27 protein-coding genes and 4 tRNA genes are annotated in these 24550 nt (G+C 72.7%); 8 read left to right on the top strand and 23 right to left on the bottom strand.

The genetic code is table 11. The features are described 5' to 3' along the window. Window positions 1–17: 17 nt before the first annotated feature. The 3 genes from nusG to ABZ135_RS02075 form a co-directional block, all read right to left on the bottom strand. Window positions 18–920: a transcription termination/antitermination protein NusG gene (gene nusG, locus ABZ135_RS02085; protein WP_356690848.1), complete on the bottom strand. Its 903-nt coding sequence runs from the start codon at window positions 918–920 to the stop codon at window positions 18–20. A 44-nt stretch (window positions 921–964) separates the two neighbouring features. After that, window positions 965–1252 carry a preprotein translocase subunit SecE gene (gene secE / locus ABZ135_RS02080; RefSeq protein WP_356690846.1) on the bottom strand — a complete coding sequence of 96 codons (288 nt, stop codon included), beginning with the start codon at window positions 1250–1252 and terminating at the stop codon, window positions 965–967. A 106-nt stretch (window positions 1253–1358) separates the two neighbouring features. Then, window positions 1359–1431 (bottom strand) — tRNA-Trp (locus tag ABZ135_RS02075). A gap of 237 nt (window positions 1432–1668) precedes the next feature. Between ABZ135_RS02075 and ABZ135_RS02070 the strand changes: the two genes are divergently transcribed. Together ABZ135_RS02070 and ABZ135_RS02065 are read left to right on the top strand one after the other, a co-directional pair. Further along, window positions 1669–2895, top strand: a complete 1227-nt coding sequence (locus tag ABZ135_RS02070; RefSeq protein WP_356690844.1) for a pyridoxal phosphate-dependent aminotransferase — start codon at window positions 1669–1671, stop codon at window positions 2893–2895. Between the two features lie 132 nt (window positions 2896–3027). Then, window positions 3028–4068 carry an adenosine deaminase gene (locus ABZ135_RS02065; protein ID WP_356690842.1) on the top strand — a complete coding sequence of 347 codons (1041 nt, stop codon included), beginning with the start codon at window positions 3028–3030 and terminating at the stop codon, window positions 4066–4068. A 65-nt stretch (window positions 4069–4133) separates the two neighbouring features. Here ABZ135_RS02065 and ABZ135_RS02060 read toward each other — a convergent pair whose 3' ends face one another. From ABZ135_RS02060 to ABZ135_RS02035, 6 genes are all read right to left on the bottom strand, one after another. Next, window positions 4134–5231, bottom strand: a complete 1098-nt coding sequence (locus tag ABZ135_RS02060; RefSeq protein WP_356691094.1) for a UDP-N-acetylmuramate dehydrogenase — start codon at window positions 5229–5231, stop codon at window positions 4134–4136. A 45-nt stretch (window positions 5232–5276) separates the two neighbouring features. Continuing rightward, entirely contained in the window at window positions 5277–5705 is a 429-nt protein-coding gene (locus ABZ135_RS02055) for a MaoC family dehydratase (protein WP_356690840.1), read from the bottom strand. A 2-nt stretch (window positions 5706–5707) separates the two neighbouring features. Beyond that, complete coding sequence (locus ABZ135_RS02050) at window positions 5708–6160, bottom strand: MaoC family dehydratase N-terminal domain-containing protein (protein ID WP_356690838.1); 453 nt, start codon at window positions 6158–6160, stop codon at window positions 5708–5710. Between the two features lie 113 nt (window positions 6161–6273). Further along, entirely contained in the window at window positions 6274–6438 is a 165-nt protein-coding gene (gene rpmG / locus ABZ135_RS02045) for a 50S ribosomal protein L33 (protein ID WP_003956487.1), read from the bottom strand. 88 nt (window positions 6439–6526) lie between these two features. Beyond that, window positions 6527–6599: transfer RNA gene (locus ABZ135_RS02040), tRNA-Met, on the bottom strand. Between the two features lie 42 nt (window positions 6600–6641). After that, window positions 6642–6714: transfer RNA gene (locus tag ABZ135_RS02035), tRNA-Thr, on the bottom strand. 217 nt (window positions 6715–6931) lie between these two features. Between ABZ135_RS02035 and ABZ135_RS02030 the strand changes: the two genes are divergently transcribed. Both ABZ135_RS02030 and ABZ135_RS02025 read left to right on the top strand, forming a co-directional pair. Then, entirely contained in the window at window positions 6932–8221 is a 1290-nt protein-coding gene (locus ABZ135_RS02030) for an amidohydrolase family protein (protein ID WP_356690836.1), read from the top strand. Between the two features lie 2 nt (window positions 8222–8223). Beyond that, entirely contained in the window at window positions 8224–8880 is a 657-nt protein-coding gene (locus ABZ135_RS02025) for an SDR family oxidoreductase (protein ID WP_356690834.1), read from the top strand. 82 nt (window positions 8881–8962) lie between these two features. On the opposite strand, the gene ABZ135_RS02020 is transcribed toward ABZ135_RS02025, so the two are convergent. Beyond that, window positions 8963–9044: transfer RNA gene (locus tag ABZ135_RS02020), tRNA-Tyr, on the bottom strand. Window positions 9045–9214: 170 nt separating this feature from the next. Between ABZ135_RS02020 and ABZ135_RS02015 the strand changes: the two genes are divergently transcribed. The 3 genes from ABZ135_RS02015 to ABZ135_RS02005 all read left to right on the top strand — a co-directional run bounded on the left by ABZ135_RS02015 (window position 9215) and on the right by ABZ135_RS02005 (window position 10930). Continuing rightward, window positions 9215–9706, top strand: coding sequence for a YajQ family cyclic di-GMP-binding protein (locus ABZ135_RS02015; RefSeq protein ID WP_356690832.1), 492 nt, complete (start codon window positions 9215–9217; stop codon window positions 9704–9706). Window positions 9707–9785: 79 nt separating this feature from the next. Further along, window positions 9786–10304, top strand: a complete 519-nt coding sequence (locus ABZ135_RS02010) for a methylated-DNA--[protein]-cysteine S-methyltransferase (RefSeq protein WP_356690831.1) — start codon at window positions 9786–9788, stop codon at window positions 10302–10304. After that, on the top strand, window positions 10301–10930 hold the full coding sequence (locus ABZ135_RS02005; RefSeq protein ID WP_356691092.1) for an alpha-ketoglutarate-dependent dioxygenase AlkB: 630 nt from the start codon (window positions 10301–10303) through the stop codon (window positions 10928–10930). The genes ABZ135_RS02010 and ABZ135_RS02005 overlap by 4 nt, the downstream gene beginning before the upstream one ends. A gap of 19 nt (window positions 10931–10949) precedes the next feature. Here ABZ135_RS02005 and ABZ135_RS02000 read toward each other — a convergent pair whose 3' ends face one another. Next, entirely contained in the window at window positions 10950–11219 is a 270-nt protein-coding gene (locus ABZ135_RS02000; protein WP_356690829.1) for a GlsB/YeaQ/YmgE family stress response membrane protein, read from the bottom strand. A gap of 57 nt (window positions 11220–11276) precedes the next feature. Between ABZ135_RS02000 and ABZ135_RS01995 the strand changes: the two genes are divergently transcribed. Then, window positions 11277–12509, top strand: coding sequence for an amino acid permease (locus ABZ135_RS01995; protein WP_356690827.1), 1233 nt, complete (start codon window positions 11277–11279; stop codon window positions 12507–12509). A 159-nt stretch (window positions 12510–12668) separates the two neighbouring features. Here ABZ135_RS01995 and ABZ135_RS01990 read toward each other — a convergent pair whose 3' ends face one another. The 12 genes from ABZ135_RS01990 to ABZ135_RS01935 all read right to left on the bottom strand — a co-directional run bounded on the left by ABZ135_RS01990 (window position 12669) and on the right by ABZ135_RS01935 (window position 24436). After that, window positions 12669–13112: a YccF domain-containing protein gene (locus ABZ135_RS01990; RefSeq protein WP_356690825.1), complete on the bottom strand. Its 444-nt coding sequence runs from the start codon at window positions 13110–13112 to the stop codon at window positions 12669–12671. Then, complete coding sequence (gene htpX / locus ABZ135_RS01985) at window positions 13109–13972, bottom strand: zinc metalloprotease HtpX (protein WP_356690823.1); 864 nt, start codon at window positions 13970–13972, stop codon at window positions 13109–13111. The genes ABZ135_RS01990 and htpX overlap by 4 nt, the downstream gene beginning before the upstream one ends. A 128-nt stretch (window positions 13973–14100) precedes the next feature. Beyond that, window positions 14101–15618 carry an NADH-quinone oxidoreductase subunit N gene (locus ABZ135_RS01980; protein ID WP_356691090.1) on the bottom strand — a complete coding sequence of 506 codons (1518 nt, stop codon included), beginning with the start codon at window positions 15616–15618 and terminating at the stop codon, window positions 14101–14103. A 35-nt stretch (window positions 15619–15653) separates the two neighbouring features. Then, the gene (locus ABZ135_RS01975) at window positions 15654–17207 is read right to left on the bottom strand and encodes an NADH-quinone oxidoreductase subunit M (RefSeq protein WP_356691088.1); all 1554 of its coding nucleotides are present in this window, start codon (window positions 17205–17207) and stop codon (window positions 15654–15656) included. A 27-nt stretch (window positions 17208–17234) separates the two neighbouring features. Beyond that, window positions 17235–19280 carry an NADH-quinone oxidoreductase subunit L gene (locus ABZ135_RS01970; RefSeq protein ID WP_356690821.1) on the bottom strand — a complete coding sequence of 682 codons (2046 nt, stop codon included), beginning with the start codon at window positions 19278–19280 and terminating at the stop codon, window positions 17235–17237. Beyond that, window positions 19277–19636 (bottom strand): NADH-quinone oxidoreductase subunit NuoK, encoded by a 360-nt coding sequence (gene nuoK, locus ABZ135_RS01965; protein ID WP_356690820.1) that lies wholly within the window; start codon window positions 19634–19636, stop codon window positions 19277–19279. The genes ABZ135_RS01970 and nuoK overlap by 4 nt, the downstream gene beginning before the upstream one ends. Continuing rightward, window positions 19636–20199 carry an NADH-quinone oxidoreductase subunit J gene (locus ABZ135_RS01960; RefSeq protein ID WP_356690818.1) on the bottom strand — a complete coding sequence of 188 codons (564 nt, stop codon included), beginning with the start codon at window positions 20197–20199 and terminating at the stop codon, window positions 19636–19638. Before ABZ135_RS01960 ends, nuoK begins: the two co-directional genes overlap by 1 nt. Beyond that, entirely contained in the window at window positions 20196–20789 is a 594-nt protein-coding gene (locus ABZ135_RS01955) for an NADH-quinone oxidoreductase subunit I (protein WP_356690816.1), read from the bottom strand. The genes ABZ135_RS01960 and ABZ135_RS01955 overlap by 4 nt, the downstream gene beginning before the upstream one ends. Further along, on the bottom strand, window positions 20789–21763 hold the full coding sequence (locus ABZ135_RS01950) for a complex I subunit 1 family protein (protein WP_356690814.1): 975 nt from the start codon (window positions 21761–21763) through the stop codon (window positions 20789–20791). Before ABZ135_RS01950 ends, ABZ135_RS01955 begins: the two co-directional genes overlap by 1 nt. Further along, window positions 21760–23364, bottom strand: coding sequence for an NADH-quinone oxidoreductase subunit C (locus ABZ135_RS01945; RefSeq protein ID WP_356690812.1), 1605 nt, complete (start codon window positions 23362–23364; stop codon window positions 21760–21762). The genes ABZ135_RS01950 and ABZ135_RS01945 overlap by 4 nt, the downstream gene beginning before the upstream one ends. Continuing rightward, window positions 23361–23990 (bottom strand): NADH-quinone oxidoreductase subunit B family protein, encoded by a 630-nt coding sequence (locus ABZ135_RS01940; protein WP_356690810.1) that lies wholly within the window; start codon window positions 23988–23990, stop codon window positions 23361–23363. The genes ABZ135_RS01945 and ABZ135_RS01940 overlap by 4 nt, the downstream gene beginning before the upstream one ends. Continuing rightward, window positions 23981–24436 carry an NADH-quinone oxidoreductase subunit A gene (locus ABZ135_RS01935; protein WP_356690808.1) on the bottom strand — a complete coding sequence of 152 codons (456 nt, stop codon included), beginning with the start codon at window positions 24434–24436 and terminating at the stop codon, window positions 23981–23983. Before ABZ135_RS01935 ends, ABZ135_RS01940 begins: the two co-directional genes overlap by 10 nt. Window positions 24437–24550: the final 114 nt, after the last annotated feature.

Raw genomic sequence — 24550 nt, 5'->3', positions numbered from 1 at the left:
TCCGGAAACCTGATGCGTCAGTTCTTCTGGATCTGGTCGAAGCTGAGCTCGACCGGGGTCTCGCGACCGAAGATCTCGACGAGGCCCTTGACCTTCTTCGAGTCGGCGTTGATCTCGTTGATCGTGGCCTGGAGGGTGGCGAAGGGGCCGTCCGTGACGGTGACCGAGTCGCCGACCTCGAAGTCGAGGACCTGGACCTCGACCTTGCGGGCCGGAGCCGGCTTGCCCTCGGCCTCGGCGGCCTCGCGGGCGGCCTTCTCCTCGGCCTCGGGGGCGAGCATCTTGACGATCTCGTCCAGGGTCAGCGGGTACGGGTCGTAGGCGTTGCCCACGAAGCCGGTGACGCCCGGCGTGTTGCGGACGACGCCCCAGGACTCGTTCGTCAGGTCCATGCGGACGAGCACGTAACCGGGCAGCTTGTTCTGCCGGACGTTCTTGCGCTCGCCGTTCTTGATCTGGACGATCTCTTCCTCGGGGACCTCGGCCTGGTAGATGAAGTCCTCGACGTTCAGCGAGACGGCACGCTGCTCCAGGTTGGCCTTCACGCGCTTCTCGTAGCCCGCGTAGGTGTGGATCACGTACCACTCGCCGGGCAGGCCGCGCAGCTCCTCGCGGAGCGCGGCGACGGGGTCGACCGGAGCGGCGGGCTCGACGGCCTCCTCCGCTTCCTCGGTCTCCTCGGACGCCTCCACGGCCTCCGCGGCCTCTTCCTCGGCGGCCTCGACGTCGGCGTTCTCGGTGCCGTCGCCCTCGGTCTCCGCGGTGTCCTCAGCCTCGACCTCGTCGACCTCGGCCTCGTCGACCTCGTCGGTCTCGACGTCCGCAGCCTCGGCCCGGTCCTCGTCGGCCGCCTCGACGATGTCGAGCTCGTCCTCGACGGACTCGGACTCGAAGGCGTCGTTCAGGTTCGCGTCAGACACGGTGGCTGCTTCTTCCTGCGATACAGATGGGGTGGAACAAAAAGTCAGCCGAAGACGTACTTGACTGCTTCCTGGAAGCCATAGTCAATCACGGTCACGAGGCCGATCATGATGACAACGAAGACAATCACCACAGTGGTGTACGTCGTCAACTGGCCTCGCGTGGGCCAGACGACCTTGCGGAGCTCCGCGACGACCTGGCGGTAGAACAGCGCGAGACGGCCGAGGGGGCCCTTCTTACCGCGCTTGCCGCCCTTACGGGACTTCTTCTTGGAGTCCTGAGCAGCGTCTTCGGCATCAGGCATGTCGATGGAGCCTACGGCGTCCGTCACGATCTCTCACCTGATTCCGGGTCGTGGCCGTGCCGCGCCCGGGGTGGAGCCGCACGGCGGTGCAATGAAGTACGTACATGCGCACACAACCTGGCGGTGTGTGTAGCAGGGCCGGAGGGACTTGAACCCCCAACCGCCGGTTTTGGAGACCGGTGCTCTACCAATTGAGCTACGACCCTTTGTGGTTCCCCCAACCTACCGCATCGTGAGATGTGGTCGGTGCGGGCCAACGAGCAGTGAGTGTACGTGGTCATGGGCCCTCACGTCGAACAGAAACGGCTCCGACCTGGTCCCGGGCGAGTCCCGGGCGGGTCCCGGACCCCTCCCGGGCGCGCGTACGACCGGGAATGACCGGTCCTGTCCGCTCCGTGAAACCTGTGTGCCGGGCCCGGACGGGGTCTGGGACGATGGGCCGCATGAGCGCTGCTACCCCTCCCACCGAGCGCCGGGTCTCCGCCCGGATCGGTGCGATCTCCGAGTCCGCCACCCTCGCCGTCGACGCCAAGGCCAAGGCCCTCAAGGCCGCCGGGCGCCCGGTCATCGGCTTCGGCGCGGGTGAGCCCGACTTCCCGACGCCGGACTACATCGTCGAGGCGGCCGTCGAGGCATGCAAGAACCCGAAGTACCACCGCTACACGCCGGCCGGCGGCCTGCCCGAGCTCAAGGAGGCCATCGCCGCCAAGACGCTGCGCGACTCCGGCTACGAGGTCGACGCCTCCCAGGTACTGGTGACCAACGGCGGCAAGCAGGCCATCTACGAGGCGTTCGCCGCGATCCTCGACCCGGGCGACGAGGTCATCGTCCCGGCCCCGTACTGGACCACGTACCCGGAGTCGATCCGCCTGGCGGGCGGTGTGCCGGTGGAGGTCGTGGCCGACGAGACGACCGGCTACCGGGTGTCGGTGGAGCAGCTCGAGGCGGCGCGCACGGAGCGGACCAAGGTCGTCCTCTTCGTCTCCCCCTCGAACCCGACCGGCGCGGTCTACAGCGAGGCCGACGCCGAGGCGATCGGCCGCTGGGCCGTCGAGCACGGCCTGTGGGTGCTGACCGACGAGATCTATGAGCACCTTGTCTACGGGGACGCGAAGTTCACCTCGCTGCCGGCGCTCGTGCCCGAGCTGCGCGACAAGTGCGTCGTGGTCAACGGTGTCGCCAAGACGTACGCGATGACGGGCTGGCGCGTGGGCTGGATCGTCGGCCCGAAGGACGTCGTGAAGGCCGCGACCAACCTGCAGTCGCACGCCACCTCCAACGTCAGCAACGTGGCGCAGGTCGCCGCGCTCGCCGCCGTCTCCGGGAACCTGGACGCGGTCGCCGAGATGCGCGGCGCCTTCGACCGCCGCCGCCAGACGATCGTGCGGATGCTCAACGAGATCGAGGGCGTGTACTGCCCGACGCCGGAGGGCGCGTTCTACGCGTACCCGTCGGTGAAGGGCCTGCTCGGCAAGGAGATCCGCGGCCGGCGCCCGCAGGACTCGGTCGAGCTCGCCGCGCTGATCCTGGACGAGGCCGAGGTCGCGGTCGTCCCGGGCGAGGCGTTCGGCACGCCGGGCTACCTGCGCCTTTCGTACGCGTTGGGCGACGAGGACCTGGTGGAGGGCGTGTCCCGGATCCAGAAGCTGCTCGCCGAGGCGCGCGACTGACCACGTACTGAATTCAGTATGTGCAGCGGGCCCCTGGTTCTCCGGAACCGGGGGCCCGTTTCTGCGTTCTAGCGGGGTCCCGATCGGGGAAACGGACTGTTCTCGTCCATCCGGGTGCGGCAGTATCAGCCGATGGAGCACGTTCACCGCGACCTCGCCGCCCTCCCCAAGGCCCATCTGCACCTGCACTTCACCGGCTCGATGCGGCCCTCCACCCTGCTCGAACTGGCCGACAAGTACGGGGTGCACCTCCCCGAGGCGCTCAAGGGCGGTACACCGCCGAAGCTGCGGGCCACCGACGAGCGCGGCTGGTTCCGCTTCCAGCGGCTCTACGACATCGCCCGGTCCTGCCTGCGCGAGCCCGAGGACATCCGGCGGCTGGTACGGGAGGCGGCGGAGGAGGACGTCAGGGACGGGTCCGGCTGGCTGGAGATCCAGGTCGACCCGACCTCGTACGCGCCGCTGCTCGGCGGTCTGATCCCCGCCATGGAGGTCATCCTGGACGCGGTGGACGCCGCCTCCCGCGAGACCGGGCTCGGGATGCGGGTGGTGGTGGCGGCGAACCGGATGAAGCATCCCCTGGAGGCGCGCACCCTGGCCCGGCTCGCGGTGCGCTACGCGGACCGGGGCGTGGTCGGCTTCGGGCTGTCCAACGACGAGCGGCGCGGCCTGGCCCGTGACTTCGACCGGGCCTTCGCCATCGCCCGTGACGGCGGGCTGCTCGCGGCGCCGCACGGCGGCGAGCTGACCGGCCCGTTCTCGGTGCGGGACTGCCTGGACGACCTGCGGGCGGCCCGGGTGGGGCACGGGGTGCGGGCGGCGGAGGACCCGCGGCTGCTGCGCAGGCTCGCGGAGCGCGGGGTCACCTGCGAGGTGTGCCCGGCGTCCAACGTGGCGCTCGGGGTGTACGAGAAGCCGGAGGACGTGCCGCTGCGGACGCTCTTCGACGCGGGGGTGCCGATGGCGCTCGGCGCGGACGACCCGCTGCTCTTCGGCTCGCGGCTGGCGGCGCAGTACGAGATCGCCCGCGAGCACCACGGCTTCACGGACGCGGAGCTCGCGGAGCTGGCCCGGCAGTCCGTGCGCGGGTCGGCGGCCCCGGAGGACGTGCGGCGGAAGCTGCTGGCGGGGATCGACGACTGGCTGGCCCTGCCGGCGGGCGGCGCCCGCTAGCCGAGTCCGCGCACGAGGGAGCGGGCGAGCCCGCGGGCGCGGAGTCGTCGAGGTCCCTCGCGGGCTCAGAGCCGGACGCCGACCATCACGGGTTCGTTGACGAGGGTGATCCCGAAGGCGTCCTCGACCCCGGCGACGACCTCGCGGGCGAGCGCGAGCAGGTCCTCGGTGGTCGCCTCGCCCCGGTTGGTGAGGGCGAGGGTGTGCTTGGTGGAGATCCGGGCGGGCCCGGAGCCGTACCCCTTCACGAAGCCGGCCTTGTCGATCAGCCAGGCCGCCGAGGTCTTGACCGAGCCGTCCTCGCCCACCGGATAGGCGGGCGGGGCGACCTCGGGGCCGAGCCGGTCGGCGACGCGCGCGCGGAAGGCGGCGTACCGCTCCGCCGTCAGGATCGGGTTGGTGAAGAACGACCCCGCCGACCACGTGTCGTGGTCCTCCGGGTCGAGGACCATGCCCTTGCCGGCCCGCAGCTTCAGCACGGTCTCCCGCGCCCGCTCCAGTGGCACCCGCTCGCCCACCTCGACTCCGAGGGCGCGGGCGGTCTCCGCGTACGCGAGGGGCGCGGACAGCCCGTCGGCGTCCTCCAGCTCGAAGCGGACCCGGAGGACGACATAGCGGTCGGGGTCCTGCTTGAAGCGGCTGTGCCGGTACGAGAAGGCGCACTCGGCGTTCGTGAGGACGACCGTCTCCTCGGCCCGGCGGTCGTAGGCGACGACCTCGGTGATGGTGGCGGAGACGTCCTGGCCGTAGGCGCCGACGTTCTGGATGGGGGTGGCGCCGGCCGAGCCGGGGATGCCGGCCAGGCACTCGATCCCGGCGAGCCCGGCCTCGACGGTCCGCGCGACGGCGTCCGTCCAGACCTCGCCGGCGGCGAGCTCCAGGCGGGTCCCGTCGAGGACGAAGCCGCGGGTGGCGATGTGCAGGGCGGTGCCGTCGAAGCCCTTGTCGCCGATGACCAGGTTGGAACCGCCGCCGACGACCAGCAGCGGCGTCCCGGCGGCATCGGCCTCGCGGACCGCGGCGATCACCTCGTCGTCCGTGGTGGCGGTGACGAGCCGGGCGGCGGGCCCGCCGAGCCGGAAGGTGGTCAGGGGGGCGAGGGGGGCGTCGTGGAGGAGCTGCACGGGCACCAAGGTACGGGCTTCAGCCGGGACAGCAGAAATGCCGAGGCCCCCGGCGCAGTGCGCCGGGGGCCTCGCGGATGTCGCTCAGGCGAGCTCGACCACGGCCCGGCTCATCCCCAGCACCTTCTGCCCGGCGCTGGTCGCCGTGAGGTCGACCCGCACCCGCCGGTCGTCGAGCTTGGCCGCCACCTTCGCGGAGACCTCGATCACGGCGCCCTGGTCGTCGTCCGGGACGACGACCGGCTTGGTGAAGCGGACGCCGTACTCGACGACGGCGGCCGGGTCGCCGGTCCAGTCCGTCACGACGCGGATCGCCTCGGCCATGGTGAACATGCCGTGGGCGATGACGTCGGGCAGGCCGACCTCGCGGGCGAACCGCTCGTTCCAGTGGATCGGGTTGAAGTCACCGGAGGCACCCGCGTACCGGACGAGCGTGGCGCGGGTCACGGGGAAGCTCTGGGCGGGCAGCTCGGTGCCGACCTCGACCTCGTCGTAGGCGATCTTCGCGGTCACGGTCAGACCTCCTCGGGGGCGCGGGACACGAGCTTGGTCCAGGCGGTCACGACGTGCTCGCCGCTCTCGTCGTGGACCTCGCCGCGGATGTCCAGGATGTCGTTGCCGGCGAGCGACTTGATGGCCTCGATGGTGCTGGTGACGGAGAGGCGGTCGCCGGCGCGTACGGGGCGCGTGTAGGCGAACTTCTGGTCGCCGTGGACGACGCGGCTGTAGTCCAGGCCGAGCTGGGGGTCCTCGATGACCTGGCCCGCGGCCTTGAAGGTGATCGCGAAGACGAAGGTCGGCGGGGCGACGACGTCGGGGTGGCCGAGGGCCTTGGCGGCCTCCTGGTCGGTGTACGCGGGATTCGCGTCACCGATCGCCTCGGCGAATTCGCGGATCTTCTCGCGGCCGACCTCGTAGGGCGCGGTGGGCGGATAGGTCCGGCCCACGAAGGACTGGTCGAGCGCCATGGACTCGATACCTCCTGCTGGTCCTGCTGGATGTGGTGCGTGGTGCGAAATTCTGCTGCGGCAAACGACACGAGGCCGCCCCCGGCTGGGGACGGCCTCGTGTACGAGCCTGTTTAGCGCGTCTCGCGGTGCGCGGTGTGCGAGTTGCAGCGAGGGCAGTGCTTCTTCATCTCAAGACGGTCCGGGTTGTTACGCCGGTTCTTCTTGGTGATGTAGTTCCGCTCCTTGCACTCCACGCAGGCCAGCGTGATCTTCGGGCGGACGTCGGTGGCAGCCACGTGAGTGCTCCTTGACGGACGGGTGGACGGATGAACGCAGAAAAGAGTAGCCGATCGTAGGACCGACCCCACAATCGGCTACTGAGGGTAGCGGTGACCGGACTTGAACCGGTGACACAGCGATTATGAGCCGCTTGCTCTACCGACTGAGCTACACCGCTTTGATGATCCGGTCCCGCCCGAAGGCGGGTCCTTCTCACCAGAGCCCCAATACGGAATCGAACCGTAGACCTTCTCCTTACCATGGAGACGCTCTGCCGACTGAGCTATTGGGGCGAGCAGGGAAGACATTACACGGTCCCCGGCCCATCGCCCAAATCCGTTTCCGCGGCCGCCCGCGGCCCCTCCCGCGCGCGCGTCCCCACCGCCTCCTAGGCCACTCGTGCACTCATCAGTACGACTATTGCGCTCCTCCTCGAAGGCGGGTGCGGCCGCCCCTAGGCTCGGGCCCACGCTGCGTGATCTTGATCTTGGCGAGCCCGTGAGGAGCCCGATGTCAGCCGACAGCAAGCAGCCCCAGCCGCCGCCCGACGACCGGGCCGCGGCCACCGCCGACGCCTCCTCGCTGCTGCTCTCCAACGCGCGGCTCACCGACGGGCGCACCGTCGACGTGCGGCTCGTCGGCGGCCGGATCGAGGCCGTCGGCACCGCGGGCAGCCTCTCCACCGTCGGCGCCCGCGTCGACCTCGCCGGCTATCTGCTGCTGCCCGCCCCCGCCGAGCCCCACGCGCACGCCGACACCGCGCTCACCGCCGACTCCCCCGGCCCCGTCTCGTACACCGCCGAGGAAGTCCAGCGCCGGGCCACCGAGGCGGCGCTGCTCCAGCTCGGGCACGGCGCGACCGCGCTGCGCGCCCAGGTGCGGATCGGCGACGTGCACGGCCTCGGGCCGCTGGAGGCCGTCCTGCAGGCCCGGCGCTCGCTGCGCGGCCTCGCCGACCTGACCGCCGTGGCGGTGCCCCGGCTGCTCACCGGCGCGGCCGGCGCCGACGGGCTGGCGATGCTCCGGGACGCGGTGAAGATGGGCGCCGGGGTGGTCGGGGGCTGCCCGGACCTGGACCCGGACCCGACGGGTTACGTGGAGGCGGTCCTGGACGTGGCCGCCGAGCACGGCTGCCCGGTGGACCTGCACCTCGACGGCGACGACCCGGCCCGGCTCGCCCGGCTGGCGGCGATGGCGGGCGGGCTGCGGCCCGGGGTGACCGTCGGGCCCTGCGCCGGGCTCGGCCGGCTGCCCGCCGACCAGGCACGGCGGGCGGCGGACCGGCTGGCGGCGGCCGGGGTGACCGTGGTGTGCCTGCCCCAGGGCGGCTGCGGGGGCACCGAGCTGCGCGGCGCGGCCCCGGTGCGGCTGCTGCGGGCCGCCGGGGTGCGGGTCGCGGCGGGCGGCGGGGCGCTGCGCGACGTCTCCAATCCGGTGGGGCGCGGCGATCCGCTGGAGGCCGCCTACCTGCTGGCGTCGCTGGGCGGGCTGCCGCCCCAGGAGGCGTACGGGGCGGTGAGCACGGGCGCGCGGGCGGCGATGGGCCTTCCGGAGGTACGGGTGGAGGCGGGCTTCCCGGCAGAGCTGCTGGCGGTGCGGGGCGAGCGGCTCGCGGGCGTGCTCTCCCTCGCGTACAGCCGGATCGTGGTCCATCGGGGGCGGGTGGTGGCGCGGACCAGCGCTGTGCGGGAGTACTGCGACTCGGCGGCGGCCCTGGATCTGCCCCGGCAGGCGCGGCCGGACGCGGGAGGGCCGGGCGGGCCGGGAGGCCCGGGCGGGCCCGGGGCCGTACGGTCGTGAGTATGCGCGTAGTCATCGCTGGAGGACACGGAAAGATCGCCCGGCGGCTCGAGCGGCTGCTCACCGCGGGCGGACACGAGCCGGTGGGAATCATCCGCAGCCCCGATCAGGCCGACGACCTGCGGGAGGCGGGTGCCGAACCGGCCCTGATGGACCTGGAGTCGGCCTCGGTGGAGGAGGTCGCGGCGATCCTGCAGGGCGCCGACGCGGCCGTCTTCGCGGCCGGCGCGGGCCCGGGCAGCGACGCCGCCCGCAAGGAGACGGTGGACCGAGGGGCGTGCGTCCTGCTCGCCGACGCGGCGGAGCGCGCGGGCGTACGCCGTTTCCTGGTGGTCTCCTCGATGGGCGCCCAGGCGGGGCACGAGGGGGACGCGGTCTTCGACGCCTATCTGCGCGCCAAGGGCGCCGCGGACGACGACATCCGCGCCCGCCCGGGCCTGGACTGGACGATCCTGCGCCCCGGCATGCTCACCGACGACGCCGGCACCGGCCTGGTCCGCCTGGAGGCCCACACCGGCCGCGGCCCGATCCCCCGCGACGACGTGGCCGCCGTCCTCGCCGAACTCCTCGACACCCCGGCGACGGCGGGCCTGACCCTGGAACTGATCTCCGGTTCGACCCCGGTGGCGGTCGCCGTCCGCGACGTCGCCGGCAACTGACCGCCCCGGACCCCGACCCGGGCCCCGGTCCGGAAAAGCGAGAAGGTCCCCGGTGCGAACACCGGGGACCTTCTGCATCGCGTGGCGGCGCCAGGATTCGAACCTGGGTAGGCTAAGCCGACGGATTTACAGTCCGCTCCCATTGGCCACTCGGGCACACCGCCATGGGATCGCTGCCTCGAAGCCGCTTTTCGGCGGTGCTCCCTGGCAACGACGTAAACAATACCTGATGCCCGGGGGTGCTTCGCCACCGGATTGATCACGGCTCCGGGGCGGTACGGGTGGCTACGCTTTGTGCCGTACCCGAACGCATCCGAGCAAGGAGCCTCACCTCATGGCCGACTCCAGTTTCGACATCGTCTCCAAGGTCGAGCGGCAGGAGGTCGACAACGCCCTCAACCAGGCCGCGAAGGAGATCTCGCAGCGCTACGACTTCAAGGGCACCAACGCGACGATCTCCTGGTCGGGCGAGAAGATCCTCATGCAGGCGAACGGCGAGGAGCGGGTCAAGGCGATCCTCGACATCTTCCAGTCCAAGCTGATCAAGCGGGGGATCTCGCTGAAGTCGCTGGACGTGGAGGGCGAGCCGCAGTTGTCCGGCAAGGAGTACAAGCTCTTCGCCTCCATCCAGGAGGGCATCTCCCAGGAGAACGCCAAGAAGGTCTCCAAGATCATCCGCGACGAGGGCCCCAAGGGCGTCAAGGCGCAGGTGCAGGGCGACGAGCTGCGGGTCAGCTCGAAGAGCCGGGACGACCTCCAGGCCGTGCAGCAGCTCCTCAAGGGCAAGGACCTCGACTTCGCGATCCAGTTCGTGAACTACCGGTAGGACCTCGCCGCGGGCCGGCCCCCAGGGTCGTGTCCGAAAACCGCCAGCCGGCGTCTTCGGCGGCTCGCACACTGGACCCATGACGACGATGAGCACGCTCCACACCCACGTCGACGGCCCCCTCGGCCCGATGCTCCTGGTGGGGCACCTGGCCGACGGGGGTCGGTTCGTGCTGCGGTCGCTGTCCCTGGAGGGGCAGAAGGGCGGCGCCGTCGTGCAGGACGACTGGACGCACGCCCCGGAGGCGTTCGAGGAGGTCGCCGGGCAGCTCGCCGCGTACTTCGACGGGCGCCGGGACCGCTTCGACCTCCCCTGCGCGCAGGGCGGGACGGAGTTCCAGCGGCGCGTCTGGCGGGCCCTGGAGGAGATCCCGTACGGGACGACCGTCTCGTACGGGGAGATCGCCCGGCGGGTCGGGGTGACGGGCGCCGGGGTACGGGCCGTGGGCACCGCGATCGGGCGCAATCCGCTGCTCGTGGTGCGGCCCTGCCACCGGGTGATCGGGGCCGACGGGTCCCTGCGCGGCTACGCGGCCGGCCTGGAGCGCAAGGAGCGGCTGCTCGGGCTCGAGGGCGCCCTGGCGGCCCCCGCCCGCTGATGGAGGGCCTCTTCCCGCGCGAGCGGACCGAGCCCGCGCCCGGGGCTGTGCACGTGCCCGGCTGGCTGCCGTTCGAGCGGCAGCGGGAACTGGTGACGGCCTGCCGGGAGTTCGGGCGCGGCCCGGTCCGGTACGAGGCGACCGTGCTGCCCGGCGGCGGGGTGATGACGGTGCGCTCGCTCTGCCTCGGGCGGCGCTGGGAGCCGTACCGCTACCTCGGACCCGAGCGGAACCTCGTCGAACTGCCGGACTGGCTGGCCGAAATGGGCCGCGCGGCGCTGGTCGAGGCGTACGGCGCGCACGGCGGTTTCCAGCCGGACACCGCGCTCGTCAACTTCTACGGGGACGGCGCCCGGATGGGCATGCACCAGGACAAGGAGGAGCGGTCCGGCGCTCCCGTGGTGTCGCTGAGCCTCGGCGACACCTGTGTCTTCCGGCTCGGGAACACCGAGGACCGCGGGCGGCCCTACACCGACGTGGAGTTGACGTCCGGGGACCTCTTCGTCTTCGGCGGGCCGTCCCGCTTCGCGTACCACGGTGTGCCGAAGGTGTACGCGGGGACCGCCGATCCGGCTCTGGGCCTCGCCGGGCGGCTGAACATCACCCTGCGCGAGACCGGGCTCTGAGCCGGCTTCGACGACGCCCTCAACGCGCGCGCGAGTGGCCGAAAAGGATCCGGTACGCGATCAGCAGCACCAGAGAGCCCCCGATCGCCGACAGCCAGGTGGCGCCGTCGTAGAAGTCCGCGCTGATCGGGCGGTCCAGGAAACGGGCCGACAGCCAGCCGCCGAGGAAGGCGCCGACGATGCCGATGACCGTGGTGCCGATCAGGCCGCCGGGGTCGCGGCCCGGCAGCAGGACCTTCGCGATGACACCGGCGAGCAGGCCGAGGACTATCCAGCTAACGATGCTCATGCCCTGGAGGACGCCCTCCGGTCCCGGCCGGTTGCCGGACCCCCTAGTGTGCGGGTCATGACAGCAGAACTGCGCCGTACGCTCGGCGTCTTCGACGCCGTCGTCGTCGGGCTCGGCGCGATGGTGGGTGCCGGGATCTTCGTGGCGCTCGGGCCGGCGGCCGAGGCGGCGGGCGCGGGACTGCTCCCGGCCCTCGGGGTCGCCGCCGTCGTCGCGTACTGCAACGCCATGGCCTCGGCCCGGCTCGCCGCCCGCTATCCGGCCTCCGGCGGCACCTATGTGTACGGGCGCGAGCGCCTGGGGCCGTTCTGGGGCTATCTGGCGGGCTGGGCGTTCGTCGTCGGCAAGACGGCCTCCTGCGCGGCGATGGCGCTGACCGTCGGGGCGTACGTGTGGCCGGAGCACGCGCACGCGGTGGCGGTCGCCGCCGTCGTCGCGCTGACGGCCGTGAACTACCGGGGCGCGCAGAGGTCGGCGCTGCTCAACCGGGTGATCGTGGCGACCGTCCTGGCCGTCCTCGCCGCCGTCGTCACGGTGAGCGCCGGGGCGGGGCGGGCCGGGCGGCTCGGGCTGGACGGGGACGTTCCGGCGGGCGGGGTGCTCCAGGCCGCCGGCCTGCTGTTCTTCGCGTTCGCCGGGTACGCGCGGATCGCGACCCTCGGCGAGGAGGTGCGCGACCCGGAGCGGACCATTCCCCGGGCCGTGCCGCTCACCCTCGGCATCGCGCTCGCCGTCTACGCGGCCGTCGCCGTCTGCGTGCTGGCCGTCCTCGGCCCGGCGGGGCTCGCCGCCTCGCCCGCCCCGCTCGCGGACGCGGCGCGGGCGGCGGACGCGGCCTGGCTGGTGCCGGTGGTCACCGTGGGCGCGGCGGTCGCCGCGCTCGGCGCGCTGCTCTCGCTGATCCTCGGGGTGTCGAGGACGACCCTCGCCATGGCCAGGGACGGCCATCTGCCGGTCACGCTCGCGGCCGTGCACCCCCGCTTCCGGGTGCCGCACCACGCCGAGCTGGCGGTGGGCGCGGTGGTGGCCGCGGTGGCGGCGACGGCGGACGTGCGGGGCGCGATCGGCTTCTCGTCGTTCGGCGTGCTGGTCTACTACGGCATCGCCAACGCCTCCGCCTGGACCCTGGGCCGCCGCGAGCGGCCCCTGGCCGCCCTGGGGCTCGCCGGCTGCGGCGCGCTGGCCTTCGCGCTGCCGCCGACCGCCGTGCTCGCCGGCGTCGGGGTCCTGGCGGTCGGTGTGGTGGCGTACGCGGTCAGTCGCGGACGACCCGCGTCCCCGCGTCCCTGAGGGCGTCGGCGTCCTCGCAGAAGGCCGCCCCACAGAGGCGCCACGGAGGCGCCGGAGAGGCGCCGGAGAGCAGCGCGTACCTTCGGCGCGTCCACGGGGGCCGGCCTGGCGCGGCTGGCGGCCGTACGCGCCGTGGCCGCCCTGCCCTCTGGAGCCGTCCTACCCTCTGTAGCCGGTCTGCCCGCCGGGCCCGCCCTGCCCGCCGTACGCGCCGTAGGCGCCGTCCGTCTGGTCCGTGGGGACGATCTCCTTGCCCAGCGGCAGCAACGAGACCGGGATCATCTTGAAGTTCGCGATGCCGAGCGGGATGCCGATGATCGTGACGCAGAGGGCGATGCCGGTGGTGATGTGGCCGAGCGCCAGCCACCAGCCGGCGAGGATCAGCCACAGCACGTTGCCGACGCAGGACGGGGCGCCCGCGTCGCGGCGGTCGACGACCGTCTGGCCGAAGGGCCACAGGGCGTAGAGGCCGATGCGGAAGGCGGCGAGCCCGAAGGGGATGCCGATGATCGTGACGCAGAGCAGGACGCCGGCGGCCAGATAGCCGAGGAACATCCAGAATCCGCAGAGGATCAGCCATATGACGTTGAGGATCGTCTTCACGGGCGGCGACCTGCCATCTGCTCGAGCCGCGCGATGCGTTCGGCCATCGGCGGGTGGGTGGAGAACATCTTGGAGAGCCCCTGTCCGGGACGGAAGGGGTTCGCGATCATCATGTGGCTCGCGGTCTCGATCTTGGGCTCCGGGGGCAGCGGGAGCTGCCGGGTGCCCGCCTCCAGCTTGCGCAGGGCGCTGGCGAGGGCGAGCGGGTCGCCGGTGAGCTGGGCGCCGGAGGCGTCCGCCTCGTACTCGCGGGAGCGGGAGATGGCCAGTTGGATGATCGAGGCGGCGACCGGTCCCAGGATCAGGATCAGCAGGAAGCCGAGGATGCCGGGGCCGTCGTCGTCGCTGGAGCGGCCGACCGGGATCAGCCAGGCGAAGTTCACCAGGAACATGATCACGGAGGCGAGGGCTCCGGCGACCGAGGAGATCAGGATGTCCCGGTTGTAGACGTGGCTCAGCTCGTGCCCGACGACCCCGCGCAGCTCGCGCTCGTCGAGGAGCGCGAGGATGCCCTCCGTGCAGCACACGGCCGCGTTGCGCGGATTGCGTCCGGTCGCGAAGGCATTGGGCGCCTGGGTGGGCGAGATGTAGAGCCGGGGCATGGGCTGGCGGGCCTGGGTGGAGAGCTCGCGGACCATCCGGTACAGCGCCGGGGCCTCGAACTCGCTCACGGGCCGGGCCCGCATGGCGCGCAGCGCCAGCTTGTCGCTGTTCCAGTAGGCGTACGCGTTGGTGCCGAGCGCCACGAGGAGCGCGACGATCAGACCCGTACGTCCGAAGAAGCTGCCGATGACGATGATGAGGGCGGAGAGCCCTCCGAGGAGTACGGCGGTCCTCAGGCCGTTGTGCCGGCGGTGCACGGTACGCCCTCCAAGTGGTGCGGCAGGGGAACCCTTCTGTCCAGTGGACCCTCCCTTCCTGGTCAACGCCACGCGGGAGGTACGGGTTCCCCGGCCGTGCCGGAGGGCGGTGTGGGCCGTGCGGGTGATCAGAAGAGGCTGTTCGCCGCGAAGCGGAGGGCGAGCTGCGGATAGCCCGACAGCACGACGCCCGCGAACGCGGCCAGCGCGATCGCCGCGGTGACCGGCGCCGTGGGCCGGTGCGGCACGGACGCCCCCTCCGGCGCGCGGAAGAGCAGCGCCGTCCACCGCAGGTAGTAGTAGAGGGCGATCACGACGTTGAGGCCCATGATCACGGCGAGCCAGCCGAGACCCGCGTCGACGGCCGCCGAGAAGACGGTCACCTTCGCGAAGAGGCCGATGATGCCCGGGGGCAGCCCGGCCAGGTTCAGCAGGAAGAAGCCCAGCGCCAGGGCGGCGGCCGGGCTCGCCGCGTACAGGCCGCGGTAGTCGGAGATCCGGTTCTCCGGGTTCGCCTGGGCGACGAGGGCGACGACCGCGAAGGCGCCGAGGTTCACCACCGCGTACATCAGGGCGTACGCGACGGTCGCGCCGATCTGGTCGTCGGCGGAGTACGCGGCGGCGGCGATCGGCACCAGGAGGTACCCGGCCTGGGCGACGGAGGACCAGGCGAGCAGTCGTACCGCGCTCCACGCGCGCGTGGAGACCTGCCGCAGGGCGGCCACGTTGCCGACGGTCATGGTGAGCGCGGCGAGGAAGGCGAGGGCGGGGCCCCACACGTCGGCGTAGCTCGGGAAGGCGACGACGGTCACCAGGATGAGGCCGGTGAAGCCGACGGCCTTGCCGACCACGGAGAGGTAGGCGGCGACGGGCAGCGGGGCGCCCACATAGGTGTCGGGCACCCAGAAGTGGAAGGGGACGGCGGCCGTCTTGAAGGCGAAGCCGACGAGGGTGAGCGCCACGCCCGCCTGGGCGAGGTTCTGCAGTGGGGCGGGGACGTCGCCGAGGCGCTGGGCGACCTCGGTGAGGTGGAGGGTGCCGGTGGCCGCGTAGACGAAGCTGACGCCGAGGAGGGTGACGGCGGTGGCGGTCACGGAGGAGAGGAAGAACTTCAGCGCGGACTCGCCGGACATGCGGTCGCCGCGCTTGAGGCCGACCAGGGCGAACGCGGGCAGCGAGGCCACTTCGAGGGCGACGACGAGGGTCGCCAGGTCGCGGGAGGCGGGCAGCAGGGCGGCGCCGGCCGCGGAGGCCAGCAGCAGGAACCAGAACTCGCCGGCCGGCAGCTTCGCGCGGGTGTCGGCGAACGAGAGGAGCCCGGTGAGCAGCGCGCCGGCGAGCACCAGGAACTGGATGACCAGGGTGAAGTGGTCGGCGGTGTAGCTGCACGCCCGGAGCTGGGTGTCGGCGGTGAGGCAGAAGGTCGAGCGGTCGCCGGCGCGCAGCGGGACGAGCAGGACGAGCGCGGCGGCCAGGCCGGCGATCGAGGTCCAGCCGAGGAGCTGCTTGCGTCCGGCGGGGACGAAGAGGTCGGCGACGAGGACGGCGAGGGCGACCACCGCGACGAGGGTGGGCGGCGCGATCGCGAGCCAGTCGACGGACTGGACGAGATCGGCGGACCGGGCCGGGTCGGCGGACCGGGCCAGGTCCGTGGCGGCGGTGGTGGGGGCGGTCACTGGGCTCACTGGGTGCCTCCGGCGAGGAGCTGCTGGACGGCCGGGTCGGTGAGGCCGAGGAGGACCGCGGGCCAGAGTCCGGCGAGGACGGTGAGGGCGACGAGCGGGGTCCAGGCGGCGAGCTCGTAGCCCTGGACGTCGGCGATCGCGGCCTCACCGGCCGGGCGGGGGCCGCCCATGCAGACGCGGCGGACGACGACGAGGAGGTAGGCGGCGGTGAGGAGGGTGCCGAAGGCGCCGATCGCCGTGAAGGTGAGGAAGGCGGGCCGGCTGAGGCCCTCGGCCGGGTCGAAGGCGCCGAACAGGGCCAGCATCTCGCCCCAGAAGCCGGCCAGGCCGGGCAGGCCGAGGGAGGCGACGGCGGCGAAGGCGAGGAGGGCGCCGAGGCGGGGGGCGCGGCCGTAGAGGGCGGCGCCGGTGGCCCCGGCGAGGGTGTCGAGGTCGGCGGTGCCGTAGCGGTCCTTGACGGCGCCGGCGAGGAAGAAGAGCAGGCCGGTGATCAGGCCGTGGGCGATGTTGGCGAAGAGGGCGCCGTTGACGCCGGTGGGGGTCATGGTCGCGATGCCGAGCAGCACGAAGCCCATGTGGCCGACGGACGAGTACGCGATCAGCCGCTTGAGGTCGCCCTTGTTGCCGGGGCGTGCGAGGGCGAGGCAGGCGAGCGATCCGTAGATGATCCCGGCGACGGCGAAGGCGGCGAGGTACGGGGCGAAGGTCCGCATGCCGTCGGGGGCGATCGGCAGCACGATCCGTACGAACCCGTACGTGCCCATCTTCAGGAGCACGCCGGCGAGGAGGACGGAGCCGACGGTCGGGGCGGCGGTGTGGGCGTCCGGCAGCCAACTGTGCAGCGGCCACATCGGGGTCTTCACCGCGAGGCCGATGCCGATCGCGAGAACGGCGATGACCTGCACGGACGCGGTCAGTCCCCGGCCGTTGTCAGTGGCGAGTGCCACCATGTCGAACGTGCCCGCCTTCACGCCGACGAGGAGGAGGCCGAGCAGCATGACGACGGAGCCGAGCAGCGTGTAGAGGACGAACTTCCAGGCGGCGGCCTGCCTGCCCTCGCCGCCCCAGCGGGCGATGAGGAAGTACATCGGGATGAGGACCATCTCGAAGGCCAGGAAGAACAGGACGAGGTCGAGGACGGCGAAGGTCGCCAGGGTGCCGGACTCGAGGACGAGGAGCAGGGCGACGAAAGCCTTCGGGGAGGGGCCCGTGGGCATCTTGAAGTAGCTGTAGAGCGCGCAGAGGAAGGTCAGCAGCGCGGTCAGGAGCAGGAGGGGGAGGGAGATGCCGTCGACACCGAGGTGGATGCGCACGTCGAGTGCCCTGATCCACGTGATGTCGGTCGTGGCCTGCATCGTCGAGGGGTGGTCGTGGTCGAAGCCGAGCGCGAGGAGGATCGCGGCGAGCAGGATCACCCCGGTGACGACCACGCCGTGGCGGAGCACGGCCTGGTCGGGTGAGCTGCCCTTCAGCCCGGGCGGGGCGGGCAGGAGGGCGGCCACGGCGCCGACGAGCGGGCCGCCGACGATCAACGCGAGAAGGAACTGCATCACGGATTCGCTGATATCGATCACGGCTCACGCTCCGGCGGCGACGTTGGCGAGGACGACGGCGACGATCGCCAGGACGACGGAGCCGGCGAGCAGGGCGCTGAGGTAGGTCTGCACGTTGCCGGTCTGGGCGCGGCGGACGAGCCGGCCGAGGCCCTTGGCGCTGTCGCCCGCGCCGCGTACGTAGGTGTCGACGACCTCGCGGTCCAGGAAGCGGACCAGGGAGGCGGCGGCGAGGACGGGGCGGACGAACAGGGTCCGGTAGACCGCGTCCAGGTGGAAGCCGGCGGCCGCCGGGCGGTACAGCGGGCCGAGCAGGGCGCGGCCGGGGTCGGCCGGGTCCGGGGTCGCCGCGATGTCGCCGTAGGCGGGGGTGTGGCTCGCGATGGCCTCGGCCTCGACGCGACCGGCGTCGCCCTCGGGGTGGGCGGCGACGGCGCCGAGCGGGGTGCGGGCCGCGAGGGCGCGGGTGCGCTGCCAGACCGCGTAGGTGACGGCTGCGCCGACGACGGCGAGGCCGGTGCCGAGGACGGCCGTGGTGACGGTCGGGGTCAGCGGGTGCCCGTCGAACCAGTCGTCGAGGGAACCGGCGGTCAGCCCGAAGCCGAGGGAGGGGACGGCGAGCACCCACAGGACGGTCGTCATCGTGACGGGCTGGCGGCCGTGGTCGGGGGCCTCGGCGCCGCGGCCGCGGAAGGCCAGCAGCCACAGCCGGGCCGCGTACGCGGCGGTGAGCAGGGCCGTCAGCAGACCGGCGACGAGGACGATCCAGCCGGCTCCGGCGGGGGCGACGGTCCGGTCGCCGACGGCGGTGTGCTCGGCGGCGACGAGGACGGCTTCCTTGGAGAAGAAGCCGGCGAAGGGCGGGATCGCGGCGAGCGCGAGCAGACCGACGGTCATCGTCCAGAAGGCGTCCGGGGCGCGCTTGGTCAGTCCGCTCATCCGGGACATGGCGGTGAGCGAGTTGGTGCCGGCGGCGTGGATGACCGCGCCCGCGGCGAGGAACAGCAGCGCCTTGAAGGCGCCGTGCGACAGGAGGTGGAAGACGGCGGCCCCGCGGTCGGCGACGGCGAGGGCGCCCGCCATGTAGCCGAGCTGGCCGATCGTCGAGTAGGCGAGGACCCGCTTGATGTCGTCCTGGGCGAGCGCGGCGAGCGCCGAGCCGGCCATGGTGACCGCGGCCATCACGGCGAGCACGGTCAGCGCGGCGCCGGAGGCGGCGAAGACCGGCAGCAGGCGGGCCACGAAGTAGACGCCGGCGGCGACCATCGTCGCCGCGTGGATCAGCGCGGAGACGGGGGTGGGGCCGGCCATGGCGTCGGGGAGCCAGGTGTGCAGCGGGAACTGGGCGGACTTGCCCGCCACGCCGGCGAGGAGCAGCAGCGCGATCAGGGTGGGGTGGTCCAGGCCGCCGCTTGCGACGGCGCCGAGGACGCCGGTGATACGGAAGGTGCCCGCGTCGACGGCCAGTGCGAACAGGCCGATCAGGAAGGGCACGTCACCGAGCTTGGTGACGAGGAACGCCTTGAGGGAGGCCGAGCGGGCCTCGGGGGTCTCCCAGTAGTGCCCGACGAGGAAGTACGAGCAGATGCCCATGATCTCCCAGCCGACCAGGAGCACCATCAGGTCGCCGGAGTAGACGACGAGCAGCATCGCGGAGGTGAAGAGGGAGACCAGCGCCGCGTACGAGGGGTAGCGCGGGTCGTCGCGCAGATAGCCGGTCGAGTAGATCTGCACGCAGGTGGCGACCACGCCGACCAGGACGGCGACGACGGCGGCGAAGCCGTCGATGTGCAGGGCCAGGTCGATGGGGACCGAGCCGGTGGGGGTGAGCTGGGTGGCGGCGTCGAGGGCCTTCCCGCCGCCCTGCCGGATCGCGACGAGCACGGCGAGGACGGCCGCGGCGAGCGTCGGGAGCACGGCGAGCGGGCGTACGAAGCCGGGGGAATAGGAAAGAGCGCGAAGCCCCTTGGAAGGGTGGTGGTGGGCGGCGGGCGGGACGAGGAGCAGGCCGGCGGCGGAGCCGAGGAAGGGGAGGAGGGGGACGAGGACGGCGAGGGTCGTGGTGGTCACGCGGTGGCCTCGGCCTTCTCGTCGGCGGACGGCGTTTCCTCGGTGCCGCGGGGCTCCGCGGTGTCGCGGAGGCGGTCGACGTCGGCGGTGCCGCGGTTGCGGTGGACCATCAGGACGATCGCGAGACCGATGCCGATCTCGGCGGCGGCGATGGCGATGGTGAAGAGGGTGAGGGCCTGGCCCGCGTGCAGGGTGTCGCGGAGCCACACGTCGAAGGCGACCAGGTTGAGGTTGACGGCGTTGAGCATGAGCTCGACGGACATCAGGACCAGGATCGCGTTGCGGCGGGCGAGGACGCCGTACAGGCCGACGGAGAAGAGCAGGGCGGCGAGGACGGCCGGGTAGGCGAGGTGCATCAGCCTTCCTCTCCGTTCTTCTTCCGGGACAGGACGATGGCGCCGACGAGGGCGGCGAGCAGCAGCACGGACAGCGCCTCGAAGGGCAGCACCCAGTGCCGGAAGAGGATCTCGCCGGAGACGCGGGTGGAGCCCTGGGCGGGCCCGTCGAGGTCGATCCAGGTGATGCGGAAGGCGTCGACGACCACCCACACCAGGGCGGCCGCGGCGGCCAGCGCGACGGCGAGGGCGACCGGACGGTTGCCGGAGTCGGAGTCCGGGGAGCGGCCGATGGGGGCCTTGGTGAGCATGAGACCGAAGAGGAGGAGGACGACGACGGAACCGACGTAGATCAGCACCTGGACCCAGGCGATGAACTCGGCGGTCAGCAGCAGGTACTCGACGGCGAGGCCGCCGAGCGCCACGACCAGCCACAGGGCGGCGTGGACGAGCTGCTTGGTGGTGACGGTGACGAGGGCCGCGCCGAGGGTGACGAGGCCGACGAGGAGGAAGGCGATCTCGACGCCGGTGGGCGAGAGGAAGCCGTGGGTCTGGGCGGCGAGGGTCTGGGCGGCGAGCGTCACTGCGGGCCCTCCTGCTGCCGGGCCCGGTCTTCGGCCTGGGCTTCGGCCTGGGCGGCGGCTTCGGCGGCCTGGGCCGCGGCGGCCTTCTCGGCCGCCTTGCGGGCCGCGGCGATCTCCTTCGGCTCCTCCGCGCGCGGGTCGAGCGCGGGCGGCTCCGGCACGGTCCACATCCACTCGCGGAGCTTGTCGCGCTCGTGGGTCAGCTCGTGGATGTCGGTCTCCGCGTACTCGAACTCGGGCGACCAGAACAGCGCGTCGAAGGGGCACACCTCGATGCAGATGCCGCAGTACATGCAGAGCGAGAAGTCGATCGCGAAGCGGTCGAGGACGTTGCGGCTGCGCTCGCGGCCGCCGGGGGCGGCCGGCGGGACCGTCTCCTTGTGGGAGTCGATGTAGATGCACCAGTCGGGGCACTCGCGGGCGCACAGCATGCACACCGTGCAGTTCTCCTCGAACAGCCCGATGACCCCGCGGGTGCGGGGCGGCAGCTCGGGCTGGGTGTCCGGGTACTGCGCGGTGACGGACTTGCGCGTCATCGTGCGGAGGGTGACGGCGAGGCCCTTGGCGAGGCCGGAGCCGGGAATGGGCATTACTGGATCGCCACCTTCACGATGCCGGTGAGCGCGATCTGCGCGAGGGCGAGCGGGACGAGGGTCGTCCAGGCCAGCTTCTGGAGCTGGTCCTCGCGGAGCCGGGGGTAGGACACCCGGAGCCAGATCACGACGAAGGCCAGGACGGCCGTCTTGAGCAGGGTCCAGAACAGGCCCCAGCCGAGGCTGTCCGCGCCGAAGGGGCCGTGCCAGCCGCCGAGGAAGAGGACGGTGGTGAGGCCGCACAGGACGACGATGCCGGCGTACTCGGCGAGCAGGAACAGCGCGAAGCGGAGACCGGTGTACTCGGTGTACGCGCCGAAGATGATCTCCGAGTCGGCGACGGGCATGTCGAACGGGGGCCGCTGGAGCTCGGCGAGCCCGGCGGTGAAGAACACGAGCGCGCCGACGATCTGCCAGGGCACCCACCACCACGCGAAGCCGTCCAGGATCCCGGTCAGGGACACGGTGCCGGCGGCCATCGCGACGGACGCGGCGGCGAGCAGCATCGGCAGCTCGTACGCCAGCAACTGCGCGGCGGTACGGAGTGCGCCGAGCAGCGAGAACTTGTTGGCCGACGCCCAGCCGGCCATGAGGCTCCCGAGCACCCCGACGCCCATCACGGCCAGCACGAAGAAGACGCCGGCGTCGACGACCTGCCCGACGGCGCCCTCGCCGGGGCCGATGGGGATCGCGACGAGCACGAGGAGGTACGGGAGCAGGGCGACGGCCGGCGCGAGCTGGAAGATCCGCCGGTCGGCGTTGGCCGGGACGACGTCCTCCTTCTGCGCGAACTTCACCCCGTCGGCGACGAGCTGCGCCCACCCGTGGAACCCACCGGCGTACATGGGCCCGAGCCGGCCCTGCATGTGGGCCATGACCTTGTGCTCGGTCTGCCCGACGACGAGCGGCAGCACGAGAAAGACGGCGAAGACGACGAGCAGCCGGAGGGCGACGTCGAGTACGTCGTTCACGCGGGATCGCCTCCGGCGGGGTCGGTGGTGGGTGGGGTGGTGCGGCGGCTGCGGGTGCCGTCGCCCGGGGCGGGCGAGCTTTCGACGCCGTCGGCCGCCGGGCCGGTGCCAGCGCCCGGGGCGGGCGGGGAGTCCGGGCCTGCGCCCTCGGCGGGCGGGGCGTCGGAGGCGTCCGCCTCGGGGGCGGGCTGGGCGTCCGGGTCTGCGCCCTCGGCGGGCGGCGCGTCGGAGGCGTCCGCCTCGGGGACGGGGCCTTCGGCGGCGCCGGGGGCGGGCGGGGCGTCGGAGGCGTCCGCCTCGGGGGCGGGGCCTTCGGCGGCGCCCGGGCCTGCGCCCTCGGCGGGCGGCGCGTCGGCGGAGCCCCGCGCGGGCCGGGAGTCCGGGGCCTCTTCGCTCCTGGCGGGGGCGGCGGACTCGGGGGCGGGGGCAGGGCCCGGCTCCGCCTGGGGGGCGGGAGCTGCGGGCTCGGCCGAAGCAGCGGCGGCCTTGCGGCCGTCGGCCGGATCCTCCGGGCCGGGGGCGGCCGGGGTCTCGGGAGCCGTCGGCTCCTCTTCGAACGCCGGACGGGCGTGGTGCCACGGGGCGTCCGAGCTCCGCGTACGGGGCGCGGGCGCCGGTCGCTTCGGCGCCTCCGCGCGCTGGCTCGCCGAACCGGCGCTCGCGCTGCGGGCGCGGCGCGGGCCGCCAGGGGCCGTACCAGCGGACTGGTCCGCCGCAGGCGCCTCGGCGGACTGATCCGCCGCAGGCGACTCCGCCCGCTGGCTCGCCGAACCCGCGCTCGCGCTGCGGGCGCGACGCGGACCCGCAGGGGCCGCACCGGGAGACTGGTCCGCCGCAGGCTCGGGGGCGGCCGCATCGGCCTCGGGTGCCTCCGCGCGCTGGGTCGCCGAGCCCGCGCTCACGCTGCGCGCGCGGCGCGCCGTGTCGGGGGTCTGGGTGGCCGAGCCCTCGGTCGCGGTGCGGGTGCGGCGGGTGGGGCGGTCGGCGGGGGCGGTGCGGGTGGGGCGGGTGGGGGCCGGGGGGAGCTGGCCCTTGAGGGGGCCCCATTCGTTGGGGTCCGGGACGCCCGGGGGCAGCATCTGGCGCCGCTTGGGCGCGTTGGGGTCGTGGGACTCGCCCGGTTCCTTCGCGCCCGGCCACGCCTTGGCCACGCGCGCGGCCAGGACGAAGTCCTTGCGCAGCGGGTGGCCCTCGAAGTTCTCCGGGAGGAGGAGGTGGACCAGGTGCGGGTGGTCCGTGAAGGTCACGCCGAACATCTCGTACGTCTCGCGCTCGTGCCACGCCGCTCCGGCGTACACGGACACCGCGGACGGCAGGGCGGGAGCCCCGTGCGGGACCGTCGTGCGGAGCAGCAGCCGGCGGACGTGCCCCGCCTCCAGCGACGCCACGTGCGCGCACACGCGGAAGCCCGTGCCCGGCTCGTCGACCGCGCTCAGCCAGTCGAAGTACGTGCAGCCCAGCTTGTCCCGCGCGATCTCCAGCGCCGCGATCCACGAGCCGGTCGGGACGTCGACCGTCAGCAGGTCGTACGCCCGCTCCGCCGTCGCCTCCTCGCCGAAGACCTCCGTCACGCCCTCGGGGAGGGTGTCGTACAGGTTCACCGGTCGTCACCTCCCGGCTTCGGCGGGGCCACCAGGCCGCTGGTGAGCTGGGACACCGACGGCGCCCCGGCCCCCGCTCCGTACCGCTCGCCCAGGCTCTCCCGCGCGATCTTCTCCTGGAGCTTGAGGATGCCCTGGAGCAGCGCCTCCGGCCGCGGCGGGCAGCCCGGCACGTACACGTCGACGGGAATGATCTGGTCGACGCCCTTGGTGACCGAGTACGAGTCCCAGTAGGGGCCGCCGCAGTTCGAGCAGGCGCCGAAGGAGATGACGTACTTCGGCTCGGGCATCTGCTCGTACAGCCGCTTCACCGCCGGCGCCATCTTGTCCGTCACCGTGCCGGAGACGATCATCAGGTCGGCCTGGCGCGGGCCCGGCGCGAACGGGATCACGCCGAGCCGGATGAAGTCGTGGCGGGCCATCGACGCGGCGATGAACTCGATCGCGCAGCAGGCGAGGCCGAAGTTGAAGACCCAGAGGCTGTAGCGGCGGCCCCAGTTCAGGACCACCTTCATCGGCTCGGGAGCCAGTCGGGCGAGCGCGCCGAGCTTCGGAGCCGGGAGCGGGAGCGGTCCCTGGCTCGGGGCCGGGCCCGGGGCCGGGGCGGGGAGCGGGGTCACGTCCATGTCAGGACGCCCTTCTTGTACGCGTAGAGCAGTCCCACGGCCAGGAAGCCGAGGAAGACGAACATCTCGACGAGCGTCGTCGCCCCGTACCCGGGCGCGGCGAAGACCGTCGCCCAGGGGAAGAGGAAGATCGAGTCGACGGCGAAGATCACATAGAGGAAGGCGTAGACGTAGTAGCGGACCTGGGTGTGCGCCCAGCCCTCCCCCACCGGGTCGACGCCGCACTCGTAGGTGAGGAGCTTCTCCGGGGTCGGCACGACGGGGCGCAGCAGCCGCCCGGCGCCGAAGGCGACCGCGACGAACAGCACGCCGAGGACGGCGAGCAGTCCGACGACGGAGTACGTCTGGAAGTAGTCCGCCGCGTGGCCCACCGCGTCACCCGTCGCGTGGTCCGCCGCGACAACGGTCGGTTCCCGCACGTCCGCCCCTCGGTCTCGGTGTCTCATTTCCTCTACGGACGCGAGTCTAGGCCCTGCTAAAGGGAGCGTAAGCAGTCGCGGTGGGGTTATCCCCCCTCCGTTCCCGGCCACCTCCCCCATGGCGTGTCGGCCGCCGCTCCC

The organism is Streptomyces sp. NPDC006339 (assembly GCF_040612775.1).
In the GTDB taxonomy this organism is placed as follows: Bacteria; Actinomycetota; Actinomycetes; order Streptomycetales; family Streptomycetaceae; genus Streptomyces.
This window is presented reverse-complemented; position numbering and strand designations above follow the sequence as displayed.